The following is a 15,399-nucleotide window of genomic DNA, read 5'->3' as shown; positions in this document are numbered from 1 at the left end:
CGCGCGCCCACCCCGCGCGCCCACGCCTCGCCGCGCGCCCACCCCGCGTGCCCACGCCCCAGAGCTTGCACTCAGCCTTAGCCGCACGCCGACGCGTCGCGAGCAGGGTTCGCCGCCACGCTCCCCCGTCCCCGGCGCTGCTGGGCGAGCGTGGCGGCGGAACGCCTGCCGTCAGCCGCTGCTCAGCGCAGCCCGCCCCAGCGCATCGGGTTCGTGCCGGTGGAGGCGAAGACGAACCACGACGTCGCGCCCACGTGCTGCACCTGGAAGTAGCCGAAGCCGAACCCGGTGTCGAGCAGGGACGACGCCGCGACCACACCACCCGACACCTCGACGCCGCCGAGGTGCTGGCCGACGCCGAGCACGTCCTGCGCGTGGCGGATCTGACCGAGCAGCGCACGCACCGAGCGCTCGTCGCCGCGGCCGCACCGGTCGGCGAGCGACGTCGCGAGCTGCCCGGTGCCCTCGAGCCACACCCCCTGCGGGTGGACGGTGATGCCGTTGTACTGCGCGGTCGAGGTCAGGCTCGCCGTGGAGAACGTGACACCCGAGATCCGCTCACCGTCGGGGAGCTGCGACGTGGCCGCAGCGGCATCGTCGGTCGTGGCGAGCGCGCGACCGGCCCAGTCGAGAGCGCCCGCGTACTTGCGCTCGCGCAGCGCGAGCCAGCTCCACGTCGCGGGGTCGAGCGGGACGGGCGAGCGGTTGATCTCGATGCCGTCGTTGGTCCCTGTCCAGAACCACCCGTCGGCGCGGGACCACATCCGGTCGACGAACGCGCGGGCGTGCGCGGCGGCCTTGGTCCACTTCTTGTCCCGGGTGATCGTGCGCAGGATCGCGAAGAACGCGATGCAGTCGATGTTGTGCTCGGTCGACCCGTTGGGCACAGGGTTGTCGGCCCCGTCGACGCCGAACGAGAAACCACCGAGGGGCTTTGTCGACCACGTGTTCGTCGTGATCCACTCGCCGATCCGCACAGCCGCGTCGCGGTAGCGGCGCTCACGCGTGGCGCCGTAGAGCTGCGCGAGGGCCAGACCGGGCCACGCCATGTCGCCGACGGCCGTCCCCAGGAACCCGAACTGCCAGCCGATGTTGGCGTTGCCGTCGGGCAGGACGAAGCCATACGGCTGGGGGTTGCCGTCGTAGAAGGTGTACGGCCCGACGTTGTAGCCCTGGCGCAGCCGGCCGTCGTCGAAGGCGGGGTCGTGCTCCTGCGCGTAGACCAGGCCGTCGCCCAACGCCTTGGCGGTGGCGAGCGACGCGCGACGACCGTCGGCGAGCAGCGCGAGGATGGCGAGCGCGTTGTCGTAGACGAACGCAGTGCTGAACAGCCCGAGCTCGTCCGCATAGGACTGGGCGAGGCGCGGGCCGGTGTTGAGCGTCGGGTAGGCGTCGGCCGCGGCCTGGAGGAACGCGACCGCCAAGCGCTGCGCCGACGCACCGTGGCCCGGTCCGCCGTGCCCGCCGGGCTTGGGGTGGGAGCTCAGCGAGCCCGCGAGCGCACCCGCGCGGCGGCCGGTCCCGCTCGCGACGACGGGCGTTCCGCCACCGGCGATCGCCCCGCTCGCACCGACGGCGACGGCGACCGCCGCGCCGGAGAGCGCCAGGAACGAGCGGCGGCCCAGCACAGCGGCCGAGCCCAGCGACCCGGGCCCGGCATAGCTGCCTGCGGATCCGTGCGCATGGGCTGCGGGGCGGGTGGCCGGGGGCGCGGCGGCCGAGGGGGTCCCGGTCGTCGTCCAGCGCTCGTCCGTGCCAGCGTGCGGGTCGTTCGTCATCGCGGGTCCCTCCGACGGCGGTGCGGCTGCGACTCTGCAACCCGCGCTCAGGGTAGTGACACGTGTCATCGAAAGGGAAGATCGCGACAAAGGGAACGCCGCACACGGCTGGCCCGGGTCAGGCCGAGGGCAGCACCGTGCGGTAGTGCTCGACCGTGGGGAACGGGTCGTAGAACTCGTGCAGCAGGTCACGCCAGCGCCCGTACTGCGGCGAACCGCGGAAGCCGACGGTGTGCGCCTCGACCGAGTCCCACTCGACGAGGAGCAGGTAGCGGGTCGGCACCTCGAGGCAGCGCTCGAGCCGCAGCGACCGGAACCCCGGCATGCCGGCGATGAGGTGCCGAGCCTCGTCGAACGCCGCCTCGTACTCGTCCTGCCTACCAGCGACGACGTCCAGTACCGCGTGCTCCAGGATCACGTGGACTTCCTAGCACGTCGTCCGGCGTCGGCGCGGACGGCGTCACGACACCTGTGCGCGCAGGGCGGGAAGCACCTGGTGCTCGAGCAGGGGTGCGAGGTCGGCGGGGAGCGGGTCGGCCGTCGGGTCGAGCCACCGCAGCTCGGCGATCTCGCCCGAGGGCGACGGGGCGACGACCGCGGGGTGGACGAAGACCGTCCCGCGGACGCTCCACCCGGCCTCGTTGGCGGCCGCGGCGGTGAAGGTGCCGAGCTCCCGCAGCTCGTCGGGCTCGAGCTCGACGCCGACCTCCTCGGCGCACTCGCGCAACGCGGTCTGCGCGCGCGTCTCACCGGGCTCGGGCTTGCCGCCGGGGAGCATGAACCTCGCCGTCCCGCGCTTGCGCACGGTCAGCACCTCGCCCGCGGGCGAGCGCAGAACCACCGCGCTCACCTCGATCACGTCGTCCGTCACGGTCAGCCATCGTAGGTTCCGCCCCAAGGACGGCTGCCCCGAGGCACCCGCCTCGGCCTCCGCCTCAGCCTCCGCAGCCTCTGCACCTCAGCCTCCGCACCCCAGCCTCCGCACCTCGGTCGTCTCACCCGGCCGTCGCACGTCGGTCGTCCCGCCGTGGGCAGATCTGCCGTGGGCAGGAGGCGAGCCCCGCGGGCGCGTCGGGCTGCGAACGTGGCGGCATGAGCGAGACGACGACGAGGGCCGAGTACGACGAGGTGCTGGCGCAACGCCTCCTGCACCAGCGGGTGCTGCTCATGGGCACCGCGCTCGACGAGCCGCTGGGCAACCGCCTGTGCTCAGCGCTCCTGGTGCTCGCGGCCGAGGACCCGCACCGCGACATCACGCTGCTGATCAACTCCCCCGGCGGCTCGGTCCCCGCGATGCTCGCGATCCGCGACGTCATGGACCTGGTGCCGTGCGACGTGGCGACGGTCGCGATCGGGTGGGCCGCGAGCGCGGGCCAGTTCCTGCTGTCGTCGGGCGCTCGCGGCAAGCGAGCCGCGCTGCCGCACGCGCGGGTGCTGCTGCACCAGGGGTCGGCGGGGATCGGCGGGAGCGCCGTGGACGTCGAGCTGCAGGCCGACGACCTGCGCCACACGCGCGACACGGTCCTGGGGCTCATCGCCGCCGACACGGGCCAGCCCATCGAGCGCGTGACCGAGGACTCGCAGCGCGACCGCTGGTTCACGGCCGGCGAGGCGCTCGCGTACGGGTTCGTGGACCGCGTGGTCGACGACGTGGCGCAGGTGCTGCCGTGGTTCGGCACCCCCACGGGCTTCGGCGCGGTGCCCGGGGGTGCGCGGTGATCATCCCCTACGTCACGCAGAAGGTCCCCGGCGGCGAGCGCTCGCTCGACGTGTACTCGTGGCTGCTGGCGGACCGCATCGTGTACCTCGGTTCGCCGATCGACGACGAGGTCGCGAACGTCGTCGTCGCGCAGCTCCTGCACCTGGAGTCGGCAGACCCCGACGGCCGGATCGACCTGTACGTGAACTCGCCGGGCGGGTCGCCGTCCGCGATGCTCGCGATCTACGACGCGATGCAGTACGTGCGGCCCGTGGTCACGACGACGTGCGTGGGCCGGGCCGCCGCGGACGCCGCAGTGCTGTTCGCAGGCGGCGCCGCCGGGCAGCGGTCGATGCTGGCGCACGCGCGCGTCGTGCTCCACCAGCCCGGGACGCAGGCCCGCGGCGACGTGCCGGACCTGATCCTCGCGGCCGACGAGATCGTCCGCGTGCGGTCGGAGCTCGAGGAGGTGCTCGCGCGGCACACGGGCCGGTCGGTCGAGACGTTGCGCCGGGACACGGATCGCGCGCTCGTCCTCACCGCGCACCAGGCGGTCGAGTACGGCCTGGCCGACCAGGTCATCGACCGCGACGCCCTGCGCCGCACCGCCGCCTGAGCGCCCGCACCCGCGCTGACCACCCGACCCCACCAGCCCGACCCGACCGACCGCCTCCCACCAACCCGACGCCGACCGGCCCGCTCCCACCGACCCGGCGCGGGCCGACCGACTCCCGCCAGTCCGGCTCCTCCCAGCCCGACTCCGGCCAGCCCGGCTCCTCCCAGCCCGACTCCGGCCAGCCCGGCTCCGGCCACGCCGGCGCGGGGCAGTCGGCCGGGCGCTCAGGCGGCGAGCAGCGTGACGGCCCGCGACGCCGCGGGAGCCGAGCGCACGGTCGCGGCGGCGCTGGTCGCGCCTCGCGACGACGTGAGGTCCAGGACGACCACGGGTCGGGGCGCGGTCGTCGTGCCCGCGCGGGGTGCCAGCAGGTCGGCGACGCGCAGTGCCAGGTCGGCCAGCGACAGGTCGAGCGCGGTGGTCACCGCGGCGAGCACCTCCGACGAGGGCTCCTTGCGGCCGCGCTCGATCTCGGACAGGTACTGGGTGGAGACACCGGCCCGCGCGGACACGTCGGAGAGCCGGAGCCCGGCGTCCAGGCGCCGCTCACGCAGCACTGCGCCGAGTGCGTCCCGCCACCGCAGCGGGCGTCGCCAGGCGTTCGCCCGCGGCGATGGCACACCGTGCAGCACTCGCGTCGTCTCCGCTCCCATGAGCCGACGCTAACCGCGCCACCACCGCGCGCACCGCCGTTCCGCTCACAGCAGACCGCCACGGCGAGCCACGTCGAGCGCCACCGCGACTGCGAGCCGTCGCCGTCTTCGGCCACCGCCGCGCCACCTGGACGGGCCGCAACTTTCGACAGAGTGGACGCGCAACCGGTTCCATGCCCCGCTAATCGGTTCGCACTCGTCGGTCGCCGTTCCGGAGGCGCCCACCCCGCGCGCAGACTCTCTCGATAACGGTTTACACCCCGTCCCCACGTGTGGACCTGGGCGAAGACCGTGGCAGCCCGGCGATCCGCCGGGCCCGTGCTTCGTCCCCGTGCGGGGTGGCGGAGCGCGGCCGAACCCGCACCAAGGAGTGCACCAGTGTCCGAAAGTTTCTCTCTGCGCGGGCGGCGACATGGTCGTCGAACGCTGCGCGCCTGGCTGGCCATGGGGACAGCCGCTGTCTTCGCCGCCACCGGTGTGGCGATGGCGACGCCCGCCTCGGCGATCTCGTCGAACTCGACCGGCACGAACAACGGGTACTACTACTCGTTCTGGACCGACTCGCAGGGCACCGTCTCGATGGACCTCGGCTCGGGCGGCAACTACTCGACCCAGTGGTCCAACACCGGCAACTTCGTCGCCGGCAAGGGCTGGCAGACCGGCACCCGACGCGCGGTGTCCTACTCGGGCCAGTTCAACCCGTCGGGCAACGCGTACCTCACGTTGTACGGGTGGACCCGGGGTCCGCTGATCGAGTACTACATCGTCGACAACTGGGGCACGTACCGCCCCACCGGGACGTTCATGGGGACCGTCAACTCGGACGGCGGCACCTATGACATCTACCGGACGCAGCGCGTCAACCAGCCGTCGATCGAGGGCACGTCGACGTTCTACCAGTACTGGTCGGTGCGGCAGCAGAAGCGCACGGGCGGCACCATCACGGCCGGCAACCACTTCGACGCGTGGGCGTCCAAGGGCATGAACCTGGGCTCGCACGACTACCAGATCCTCGCGACCGAGGGGTACCAGTCCTCGGGCTCGTCGAACGTCACCGTGTCCGAGGGCTCGTCGGGTGGGAACACGGGCGGCAACACCGGCGGGAACACGGGTGGCAACACCGGTGGGAACACCGGCTCGAACGGCTGCACGGTGACCGCGACCGCCGCCGAGTCGTGGTCCGACCGGTTCAACGTCACGTACACGGTCTCGGGCGCGTCGAGCTGGTCCGTGACCGTCAACCCGGGCTCGGGTCAGTCGATCCAGAACTCCTGGAACGCCACCCGCAACGGGAACACGTTCACCTCGAACGGCAACCAGAGCTTCGGCGTCACGTACTACTCGGGCGGGAACACGTCGATCCCGTCAGCGAGCTGCACGGCGTCCGGCTCGACCGGAGGCAACACGGGCGGCAACACGGGAGGGAACACCGGCGGTAACACGGGTGGGAACACCGGTGGGAACACCGGCGGCGGCAACGGGTGGACCTGCACCGCGGGCTACGTCGGGCTGACGTTCGACGACGGCCCGAACTCCGGCACCTCGACCCAGCTCATCAACACCCTCACGGGCAACGGCGCCACCGCGACGGTCTTCCCGACCGGCCAGAACGCGCAGAACAACGCCTCGCTCATGCAGGCGTACAAGAACGCGGGCCTGACGATCGGGAACCACTCCTGGGACCACCCGCACCTGATCAACATGAGCTACAACGACGTCCAGTCGCAGCTCAGCCGCACCCAGCAGGCGATCCAGCAGACGGCGGGCGTCACGCCCCAGCTCTTCCGGCCGCCGTACGGCGAGACGAACTCGACGCTGAATTCGGTCGAGAGCGCGCTCGGGCTACGGGAGATCATCTGGGACGTCGACTCGCAGGACTGGAACAACGCGAGCTCGTCGCAGATCCGCCAGGCCGCCAGCCAGCTGCAGAACGGCCAGATCATCCTGATGCACGACTGGCCGGCGGCGACCGTCCAGGCCCTGCCGGGCATCCTGCAGGACCTCAAGTCGCGCAACCTGTGCACCGGCACGATCTCGCCGAGCACCGGACGTGCCGTCGCACCGTCCACGGGTGGGAACACGGGCGGTAACACCGGTGGGAACACGGGCGGCAACACGGGCGGCAACACGGGTGGCAACACCGGCGGGAACACCGGTGGCAGCTGCACCGTCACCGCGACGCGGGCCGAGTCGTGGTCCGACCGGTTCAACGTGACGTACACGGTCTCCGGTGCGTCGAACTGGTCCGTGACCGTGAACCCGGGCTCGGGTCAGTCGATCCAGAACTCCTGGAACGCGACGCGCAGCGGCAACACCTTCACGTCGAGCGGCAGCTCGAGCTTCGGGGTGACGTTCTACTCAGGAGGTAACTCGTCGACACCCGGTGCGTCCTGCACCCCGAGATGATCAACCGGACGACCTGATCGAGCAGGGGTCCTGATCGCACCACGGGACGACGAGGCACGACAGAACGACGAGGGCCGCGGCAGCCACCAGGCACCGCGGCCCTCGTCGTGCGTGGCCGACATCGGCCCCTTGCCCGGCACGACGGCCGCGCCCCGTCCTGCGGGCGAGGCCCACGCGCGCGACGCAGCGACCGCCCGGTGCCCGGGGTCCCGGGTCTGGTCTCGTAGATTGGACACGGTGACGGAGCTGATGGAGCTCACGGGAGCAGACCAAGCTCACGGAACCGGCCGAGCTCACGGAACAGACCGAGCTCACGGAACCGGCCGAGCTCACGGAACAGACCGAGCACGACGACAGGAGAGAACGACCATGCGCGCGACGGTGATCCACGGGGCCCGGGACGTCCGGATCGAGGAGGTTCCCGACCCGGTGATCCAGCACCCGACGGACGCGGTCGTGCGCGTCGTCGCCGCGTGCGTGTGCGGCTCCGACCTGTGGCGGTACCGGGGCATCGAGGACGTCCCCGAGCCGGTGCGCATGGGTCACGAGTACGTCGGCGTCGTCGAGGAGATCGGCGCGCAGGTCACGACGCTGCAGGTCGGCGACTTCGTCATCGCCCCGTTCTACGTGTGCGACAGCACGTGCGAGAACTGCCGCAACGGCGTGAGCACGTCGTGCCTGCACGGCGGCTGGTGGGGCAGCCACGACGGGACCGGGAGCTCGGCCGACGGCGGGCAGGGCGAGCGCGTGCGCGCCCCGCTGGCCGACGGCACGCTCGTCGTCGTCCCCGGGCAGCCGTCCGACGAGCTGATCCCCCACCTGCTGACGCTGTCCGACGTGATGGGCACGGGTCACCACGCGGCGCTGCAGGGCGGTGTGCGCGAGGGGTCGACCGTCGCGGTCGTCGGTGACGGCGCCGTGGGTCTGTGCGCGGTGCTCGCCGCGAAGCGTCTGGGGGCCTCGCGGGTCGTCGCGATGTCCCGGCACGAGACCCGCCAGGAGCTCGCGCGCAGGCTCGGCGCGACGGACGTCGTGCCGGAGCGCGGCGACGAGGGCGTCGCGCGGCTCAAGGAGATGTTCGGCGGGATCGGCCCGGACGTGGTGCTCGAGTGCGTCGGCACCAAGGAGTCGATGGACCAGGCGCTGCGCTCGGCGCGGCCGGGCGGGCAGGTCGGGTTCGTCGGCGTACCCGCGGGCGGTCCGGAGCTGCCGGTTCGGACGATGTTCGACACGAACGTCGGGGTGCGCGGCGGCGTGGCGTCCGTGCGCAACTACATCGAGGAGCTGCTGCCGGAGGTGCTCGACGGCCGCCTGCAGCCGGGCGTCGTGTTCGACCTGGAGCTCCCGCTGGCCGAGGTCGCCGAGGCGTACGCCGCGATGGACGAGCGCCGCGCCACGAAGGTCCTCCTGCGCCCCTGACCCGCGCGCCGTTCGGGATGCACCCTCGTCGGACCCGTGCCTAGCCTCGGCAGGAGGCCCAGGGCAGGCCCGACGACGAGGAGGCGCACCGTGCCTGAACGACGCGATCCCGGTCCGAGCGTGAAGGACAAGGAGCTCTACGAGACGCTCCGCGACGAGGGCAACAGCAAGGAGAAGTCGGCGCGCATCGCGAACGCGGCCGCCGCGCGTGGCCGCTCGGCGGTCGGCAAGAAGGGCGGCGAGTCGGGCTCGTACGACGACTGGACGGTCAAGGACCTGCGCAAGCGTGCGTCCGAGCTCGAGATCGACGGCCGCTCGAGCATGACCAAGTCCCAGCTCGTCGACGCCCTGCGCCACCACTGACGAGCTCGTCCTGCTTGACGGTCATCGTCCTGCCTGACGGTCACGAGCTCGCGTACGCGCGGGACTGCAGCGCCCACAGGCCCGCGTAAGGACCGTCGGCCGCGACGAGCTCGGCGTGCGTGCCGTGCTCGACCACGCGCCCGGCATCCAGCACGACGATCCGGTCGGCGAGCCGGACCGTCGACAGCCGGTGCGTGACGAACACCGTGACCCCGCCGACGGTCGCGGCGACCTGCGCCGCCGTGGCCTGGTACGCATCGACGAGGCGCTGCTCGGCGAGCGCGTCCAGCGCGGACGCAGGCTCGTCGAGGACCAGCAGCTCGGGGTCCTCGCGCATGAGCGTGCGCGCGAAGCCCAGGCTCTGCCACTGACCGCCGGACAGGTCGCGCCCGGGCGCGTACCCGGTCCCGACGACGTCCTGCGGTGCGAGCGCGTCCGCGAGCTCGCCGACGTCCGCTCGGCCCACGGCACCGGCCACCGCGGCCTCGTCGTCCACGTCCGCGAGCCGGCCGATCCCCACGCTGTGCTGCAACGTGAGCTCGACGCGCGCGAAGTCCTGGTAGAGCGCCGCTGTGCGTTCGCGCCACCGCGCCGGCACGACTGTCGCCAGGTCCGCGCCGCCGACGAGCACCCGGCCCGCCGTGGGCCGGTAGAGGCCGGCCAGCAGCTTGAGCAGCGTCGACTTGCCGGCGCCGTTCTCACCGACGAGCGCGACCGACGTCCCGGCGGGCAGGTGCAGGTCGACCGCGTCGAGCACGGTGGCGTCCGTGCCCGGGTAGCGGAAGGTGACGCCCTCCAGGCGGATGCCGTCGGACAGGTCAGCGGGGAGGTCGGTGCGCGAGTCCGCCGCGTGGTCCGCGGGCGCGCCGGCGGCCGTTCCTCCGAGCGTGCTGGTGGACGGCACGGCGGCCGCAGGGACGTGCCGCTCGGCGGCGACCTCGAACTCGAGCGCGAGGAACCGACGCAGCCCCGCGGCGGCGCGGTGCACCGACCCGAGCATCTCGATCCCCGCGGACATCTGCACGGAGAGCTGGGTGGCGAGCGTGATCGTCAGGACCACCTGGCCGACGCTCGCGCGCCCCTCGCGGGCGAGCCAGAACGCCCCGAGCACCGCGGCGACGTACGCGACGCCGAACACGAGCTGCCCAGCCGCCCGCAGGAGGGCGTAGCGCGTGTCGGCGCGACCCATCGCGTCGTCGTAGGTGTCGAGCAGCGCACGCTGCCGTGCGAGGAGGAAGTCGGTGCCGCCGCCGAGCCGGATCTCCTTCTGGGACGCGGGGCTCGTGGCGAGCCGGCGCAGCGAGCGGATCGAGCGGGTCGTCGCCGCCTGCTCCTCGCGGACCTGCTGCAGCCCGGACTCGGCGCGGCGGCCGAGCACCACGGGCGCCACCGCGAACGCCGCGAGGACGAGCAGCCACGGCGAGACGGTCGCGAGCACCGCGGCGGTGAGCAGCACCTGCACCGCGGTCGCGCCGAGCTGCAGGCCCGTCTGGACCGTCGCGCGCATCTGCATGACGTCCTGGCGGAGCAGGTCGGCGCGGTCCGCGAACGCTGGGTCGTCGGTGCGGTCCAGGTGGTCGCCGCCGTTGACGAGCCGCAGCAGCTCGCGGTTGAAGTGCTCCTCGGTCTGCTCCGCGAGCTCGAAGTAGTAGAGGTGCGCGAAGTGGCCGAGCATCAGGTCACCGGTGAGCGCGACGGCCACGACGAGCGCCCACGCGCTCGCCCCGGAGACGTCCCCGGCGACCACCTGGTCGACGAGCCGCCCGGCGCCGATCGCGACGACGGGCGTCGCGATCGCACCGAGCAGCAGCAGGCCCGCGCCGACGACGAAGCGGCGACGGTCCAGGCGCCACGCGATGCCCAGCAGCCTGCGCAGGCAGAACGCCACGTCCCTCATCGCACACCTCCCGTGGCGCCCGCGCCGGCGGTCGCACCCTCGTCGTCACCGGGCTCGTCATCGCGCGGGACCGTGCCGCGAGGGTGCTCGTCGGCGGCATCCGCCGCGAAGCGCCGTGCCTGGACGTCGAACATCCGCGCGTACTGGCCGCCGGCCGCGACGAGCTCGTCGTGCGTCCCCGCCTCCGTGACGCGACCGCCGTCGAGGACGACGATCCGGTCGGCCCGCCGGACCGTGGAGAACCGGTGGGAGATGACCAGGCTCGTGACACCGCGCGTGAGCTCGAGGAACGTGTCGTAGAACTCGGCCTCGCCGCGCGCGTCGAGCTGCGCGGTCGGCTCGTCGAGGACGAGCACGGACGCACCGTGCCGCACCGCGAACAAGGACCGGGCCAGCGCGAGGCGCTGCCACTGCCCGCCGGACAGGTCCCGACCGCCGGGCAGCGCGCGCGTGAGCGGCGTGTCCAGACCGTCGGGCAGCTCGGCGAGCAACGACCCGAGCCCGACGCGTTCGAGCTCGGCGCGGATGCCCTCGTCGTCGTCGCGGTGCGCGATCGCGGCCATCGCGACGTTCTCGCGCAGCGGCAGCTCGTAGCGCAGGTAGTCCTGGAACGTGATGGCGAACGCGGCCTGCCAGGCGTCGACGTCGAGCGTGCGCAGGTCCGTGCCGTCGACCCGTACCGCACCCGCGATCGGGGTGTACATGCCGGTGAGCAGCTTGACGAGGGTCGTCTTGCCCGCGCCGTTGACGCCGATCAGGGCGGTCGACGTGCCGACGGGCAGCTCGAGGTCGAGGCCGTCGAGCACGGCTCGCTCCGGGGTGTACCCGAACCGCACGTCGTCGAGCGCGACCGTGCGCTGCGGCGCGAGCGTGGTGCCCGGCCGGGCGGCGGCCGGTGCGGGCCCGGTGCGGCGCGCGATGTCCTCGAGCTCGAGCAGCGCCTGCCACGCGCTGCGGCCGTAGACCAGCTTCACGTCCGACTCGGGGAAGATCACACCGAACCGCCCGCACAGGATCAGGGCCTGGACCGCGACGCTGACCGCCGCGACGTCCACGTCCGCGCGCGCCACGACGAGCAGGGCGACCACCGACCCGGCGAGCGCGGCCAGCGTGTAGACGAGGAACGGCGCGCCGTACACGGCCCGGCGGCGCGTCCACAGCGTGTCGAGGACCGCGCGGTTCTCGGCGACGTACCGCTCGTCGAGCCAGTCGACGAGCCCGAGCGTGCGGATCTCCTTCGCGGCGCGTGTGCCGGTCGCGAGCTCACGCACGTAGTTCGCGCGGCGCCGCAGGGGCGCGAGCGAGCGCACCACGGCGCCCCACCGGTGGAACGCCTCGGTCTGGCCGAGACGCGCGACGAGCGCGACGAGCGCACCCGCGAGCGCCGCCCACGGTCCGGCGGCCCACGTCAGGACGACGAGCGAGCCGACGAGCTGCGTGTAGCGCGCGGTGAGCGCGAGCGCGCCCTCGACCGCGGCCCCGGGCGTGAGGGTCCACTGCTCGAACGCCTCGTCGGCCTGGCTCAGCCGGTCCGCGACCTCGGGCCGCTCGAGCCCGGCGAGAGACGCGCCCCGCAGCGAGAACGACGCGAGCCGCTCGATGCACGCCGCGTCGACACGACGCTGCACCCGGCGCGAGAGCACGAGCTGCACGGGCGCGACGAGCTGCTGGACGAGGAACGCGCCCGCGGCGAGCGCGAGCCACCCGACGGCCGCGTCGCTGCCGAGGTCGCGCAGCGCGAGCCCCGTGCCCAGCATGAACGCGACGGGTGCCAGCCCCGCGACCAGGTGCACCGCGACGGTCCCCGCGACGAGCCCGCGGCCGGCGTACGGCCGCAGCTCGCCCAGCTGACGCGCGGCGAACCGGCGCTGCGACCAGCGCTCCCGCGCGAACCGCCACGGCGTGCGCGCCGCTCCACCGTCCGAGCCGGAGCTCGTACCCGCTGCTGATCCTGGACCCGTCCCGACCTGTCCCATGGCTCCCCGTGCGTCGTCGTCGACCGTTGATGGGAACGCTCCCGCATCGGGCGATCGTGCCGCTACCCCAATTCCACATCGCGACCGCAGCCCGCGCTGTGGCGGTCGGCCGTGCCCGGTCGGTCCCCGCCACTCAGCCGCGCCCGGTCGGCCCTCCTGGCCTTGGCCGTGCCCGCCAGGTCGTCCAGCGACCTCCCGATGTCGGCGCGGAGCCCTACCCTCGGCGGATGATCACGACCGAGCGCACCGACCCGCCGACAACGGGCGACGAAGCCGCGATCCTGCTGGGCTTCGTCGACTTCCACCGCCGCACTCTGCTGACCAAGGCGGACGGCCTGGACGCGGCCCAGCTCGCCACGAGGCTCGAGCCGTCGACCATGACGCTCGGCGGGCTGCTCCACCACCTCGCCTACGTCGAGGACATCTGGTGCAGCGTGGTGCTGCACGGCAACCCGCCGGCGGAGCCCTGGGCGTCGGTCGACTGGGCCGCCGACCAGGACTGGGAGTGGACGGTCGCGGCGACGCTGGCGCCCGACGAGCTGCGGCGGCGGTACCTGGCGGCGGTGGACCGGTCCGACGAGCTCGTCGGACAGGTGCTGCGCACGCGCGGGCTCGACGCGGTCGCAGCCCGCCGCGACCGGCAGACCGACGCGGAGATCTCCCTGCGCTGGATCCTCGTGCACCTGGTCGAGGAGTACGCGCGCCACAACGGTCACGCCGACCTCATCCGCGAGTCGATCGACGGCCTCACGGGCGAGTGAGGGCCGCCCGCCGGCCGACGCGCGGCGGGGCACCGGGCACGAGCCGGTCAGCGGACGAGGCGGTACACCGAGACGTGCGAGGGCGACTCGGCGGTGAACGGCGCGCCCGACCAGTCCGCGTGCCGGCTCTCCAGCGTGAACCCCGCGAGCTGGCCCATGAGGTCGAGCTCCGCCGGCCACACGTACCGGTGGCGGCTCGTGCCGATCCGCGCCTGCCTGGCGGGCTGGGCGTGCTCGTCGCCGAACCACACGTGGTGCGAGACGACCTGCTGGTCGAGGCAGTCGTACGTGTCGACGCCGAGATAGCCCGGCGCGGTCCCGAACACCGTGGCGCCCTTCCCCGGCGGGAGCGCGCGCAGCTCGGGCACCCACAGCTCCACGACGAACCGCCCACCCGGCGCGAGGTGCGCCGCCGCGTTGCGGAAGCACGCGACCTGCGCGTCCTGCGTGAGCAGGTTCGACAGGGAGTTGTAGACGACGTACACCAGCGAGAACGGACCCGGGACCCGCACGCTCGTCATGTCCCCGACGACGACCGGCAGCGTGCCGTGGTCGAGCTTGGCGCGCAGCCTGGCGACCATCGCCGGGGAGTAGTCGATGCCCGCCACGGGCACGCCGCGCCGCGCGAGTGGCACGGCGACCCGCCCGGTCCCGATCGCGAGCTCGAGCGCGCGGCCGCCGTCGGCGAGCTGCGCGAGACGATCGACCGTCGCGTCGAGCAGCTCGGGCGCGAACATGCCCTGGCCGGGAGTGTCGTAGGAGGCCGCCGCCTCGTCGTCCCAGCCGTCGGCGACGGGGTCCGGTGCGTGGTCAGGTGCGCGGTCCGGTGCACGGTCCGGCGCAGAGCCCGGCCCAGGGTCTGACGTCGCGTCCTGCGCAGTGGTCATGCGCCCGACGATCGTCACGCGACCGCGCCGCGGTCAACGCGAATAGCGCCCTCGCCGGGCTCGTGGTCAGCGGTGCTGGTCGGTGGCCGTGCGCGCGACGAGGCGACGGGTCGTCAGGTCGGCGCCCGTCAGCACGCCCGCGCGGCCGAGCAGGCGGCCGTGCTCCCAGTTCGACAGGCCCAGCTCGGGCTGGTCGAGCGCGTACTGCCCGTCGACCCACCGCGTGAACCCGTCGCCGACGAACGGTGCGTCGACCGCGCCGAGGAACGCGTCCCACGCGGCGGCGTCGGTCCCGACGAGGGAGGCGACGAACCGCGGCGAGTACGCGTTGAACAGCGCGACGGCCTCCGCGACGTCCTCGACGACGACCACGCTGAGCTCAGGGGTGTTCTCCCACTCCCACTCGCGGCCCAGCTCGTCGGACGCGAGCACGCTCGCCCGCGGCTCCGCGACGACACCCTCGGCCCGGTGCACGTCGATCGTGCGCTCGAGCTCACCCGCGGGCAGCCACTGCTCGCTGCCCGCGACGACGTGCACGCGCGCGACCGTCCCGCGTGCGTCGGCGGCCTCGTCGGCGGCGGCCAGGAGCACGGGGACCAGCTCGGCGGCCCGCGAGCGCGGGATCGCCGCGACGTTGAGCGTGTTGCAGACCTTGCGGTCCAGCGAGTGCCGCACCACGGCGGAGAACCGCGCGGCGTCCGCCGACGGGTCGGCGACGAGCCAAGCGCCGCCCGTGCCGTGCGCGCTCACCGGCGTGCCCGCCTGGCGCGCGACCGCCGCGAGCTGCGCGACCGCGGCGCCCGAGCCGCGCACGACCGCGAGCGACAGGCGACGGTCGGAGAACAGCGCCCAGCCCGCCGAGCGCTCACGGCTCGTGACCAGGCTGATCGCACCGTCGGGCAGCCCGGCACCGCCCAGCGCGGGTGCCAGCGCGTGCTCGACGA

The 15,399-nt window shown here is 73.5% G+C and carries 14 protein-coding genes; 6 read left to right on the top strand and 8 right to left on the bottom strand.

What is annotated here, in order from left to right:
* Positions 1 to 182 precede the first annotated feature (182 nt).
* From CWIS_RS16885 to CWIS_RS16875, 3 genes are all read right to left on the bottom strand, one after another.
* Positions 183 to 1,778 carry a Tat pathway signal sequence domain protein gene (locus CWIS_RS16885; RefSeq protein ID WP_231583974.1) on the bottom strand — a complete coding sequence of 532 codons (1,596 nt, stop codon included), beginning with the start codon at positions 1,776 to 1,778 and terminating at the stop codon, positions 183 to 185.
* Positions 1,779 to 1,896: 118 nt separating this feature from the next.
* Entirely contained in the window at positions 1,897 to 2,196 is a 300-nt protein-coding gene (locus CWIS_RS16880) for an antibiotic biosynthesis monooxygenase (RefSeq protein WP_048344485.1), read from the bottom strand.
* Between the two features lie 42 nt (positions 2,197 to 2,238).
* Positions 2,239 to 2,649: an NUDIX domain-containing protein gene (locus tag CWIS_RS16875; RefSeq protein WP_048344484.1), complete on the bottom strand. Its 411-nt coding sequence runs from the start codon at positions 2,647 to 2,649 to the stop codon at positions 2,239 to 2,241.
* A 221-nt stretch (positions 2,650 to 2,870) separates the two neighbouring features.
* Between CWIS_RS16875 and CWIS_RS16870 the strand changes: the two genes are divergently transcribed.
* On the top strand, positions 2,871 to 3,497 hold the full coding sequence (locus CWIS_RS16870) for a ClpP family protease (protein ID WP_048344483.1): 627 nt from the start codon (positions 2,871 to 2,873) through the stop codon (positions 3,495 to 3,497).
* Entirely contained in the window at positions 3,494 to 4,093 is a 600-nt protein-coding gene (locus CWIS_RS16865; RefSeq protein ID WP_048344482.1) for a ClpP family protease, read from the top strand. Before CWIS_RS16870 ends, CWIS_RS16865 begins: the two co-directional genes overlap by 4 nt.
* 224 nt (positions 4,094 to 4,317) lie before the next feature.
* On the opposite strand, the gene CWIS_RS16860 is transcribed toward CWIS_RS16865, so the two are convergent.
* Positions 4,318 to 4,746 (bottom strand): helix-turn-helix domain-containing protein, encoded by a 429-nt coding sequence (locus CWIS_RS16860; RefSeq protein ID WP_082156565.1) that lies wholly within the window; start codon positions 4,744 to 4,746, stop codon positions 4,318 to 4,320.
* Between the two features lie 483 nt (positions 4,747 to 5,229).
* Between CWIS_RS16860 and CWIS_RS16855 the strand changes: the two genes are divergently transcribed.
* From CWIS_RS16855 to CWIS_RS16845, 3 genes are all read left to right on the top strand, one after another.
* The gene (locus CWIS_RS16855) at positions 5,230 to 7,152 is read left to right on the top strand and encodes a glycoside hydrolase family 11 protein (protein WP_304413447.1); all 1,923 of its coding nucleotides are present in this window, start codon (positions 5,230 to 5,232) and stop codon (positions 7,150 to 7,152) included.
* A gap of 369 nt (positions 7,153 to 7,521) precedes the next feature.
* Positions 7,522 to 8,571 carry a zinc-dependent alcohol dehydrogenase family protein gene (locus tag CWIS_RS16850; protein WP_048344480.1) on the top strand — a complete coding sequence of 350 codons (1,050 nt, stop codon included), beginning with the start codon at positions 7,522 to 7,524 and terminating at the stop codon, positions 8,569 to 8,571.
* A 90-nt stretch (positions 8,572 to 8,661) separates the two neighbouring features.
* Positions 8,662 to 8,934 carry a Rho termination factor N-terminal domain-containing protein gene (locus CWIS_RS16845; RefSeq protein WP_048344479.1) on the top strand — a complete coding sequence of 91 codons (273 nt, stop codon included), beginning with the start codon at positions 8,662 to 8,664 and terminating at the stop codon, positions 8,932 to 8,934.
* Between the two features lie 40 nt (positions 8,935 to 8,974).
* Here CWIS_RS16845 and CWIS_RS16840 read toward each other — a convergent pair whose 3' ends face one another.
* Positions 8,975 to 10,831 (bottom strand): ABC transporter ATP-binding protein, encoded by a 1,857-nt coding sequence (locus tag CWIS_RS16840; RefSeq protein WP_048344478.1) that lies wholly within the window; start codon positions 10,829 to 10,831, stop codon positions 8,975 to 8,977.
* Entirely contained in the window at positions 10,828 to 12,807 is a 1,980-nt protein-coding gene (locus tag CWIS_RS16835; RefSeq protein WP_053071804.1) for an ABC transporter ATP-binding protein, read from the bottom strand. The genes CWIS_RS16840 and CWIS_RS16835 overlap by 4 nt, the downstream gene beginning before the upstream one ends.
* Before the next feature lie 227 nt (positions 12,808 to 13,034).
* Between CWIS_RS16835 and CWIS_RS16830 the strand changes: the two genes are divergently transcribed.
* Positions 13,035 to 13,568 carry a DinB family protein gene (locus CWIS_RS16830; protein WP_048344477.1) on the top strand — a complete coding sequence of 178 codons (534 nt, stop codon included), beginning with the start codon at positions 13,035 to 13,037 and terminating at the stop codon, positions 13,566 to 13,568.
* Positions 13,569 to 13,615: 47 nt separating this feature from the next.
* Here the strand turns inward: CWIS_RS16830 and CWIS_RS16825 are convergent, their stop codons facing one another.
* On the bottom strand, positions 13,616 to 14,455 hold the full coding sequence (locus CWIS_RS16825) for a class I SAM-dependent methyltransferase (protein ID WP_082156567.1): 840 nt from the start codon (positions 14,453 to 14,455) through the stop codon (positions 13,616 to 13,618).
* 66 nt (positions 14,456 to 14,521) lie between these two features.
* Positions 14,522 to 15,399, bottom strand: an 878-nt coding sequence (locus CWIS_RS19125; RefSeq protein WP_048344519.1) for an aldehyde dehydrogenase family protein, incomplete at its 5' end; no start/stop codon positions are given.

Origin of the sequence: Cellulomonas sp. A375-1 (genome assembly GCF_001040865.1) — a bacterium.
Taxonomy (GTDB): domain Bacteria; phylum Actinomycetota; class Actinomycetes; order Actinomycetales; family Cellulomonadaceae; genus Cellulomonas; species Cellulomonas gelida.
The sequence above is the reverse complement of the archived record's forward strand: the minus strand, read 5'-3'. Positions and strand labels throughout refer to the sequence as shown.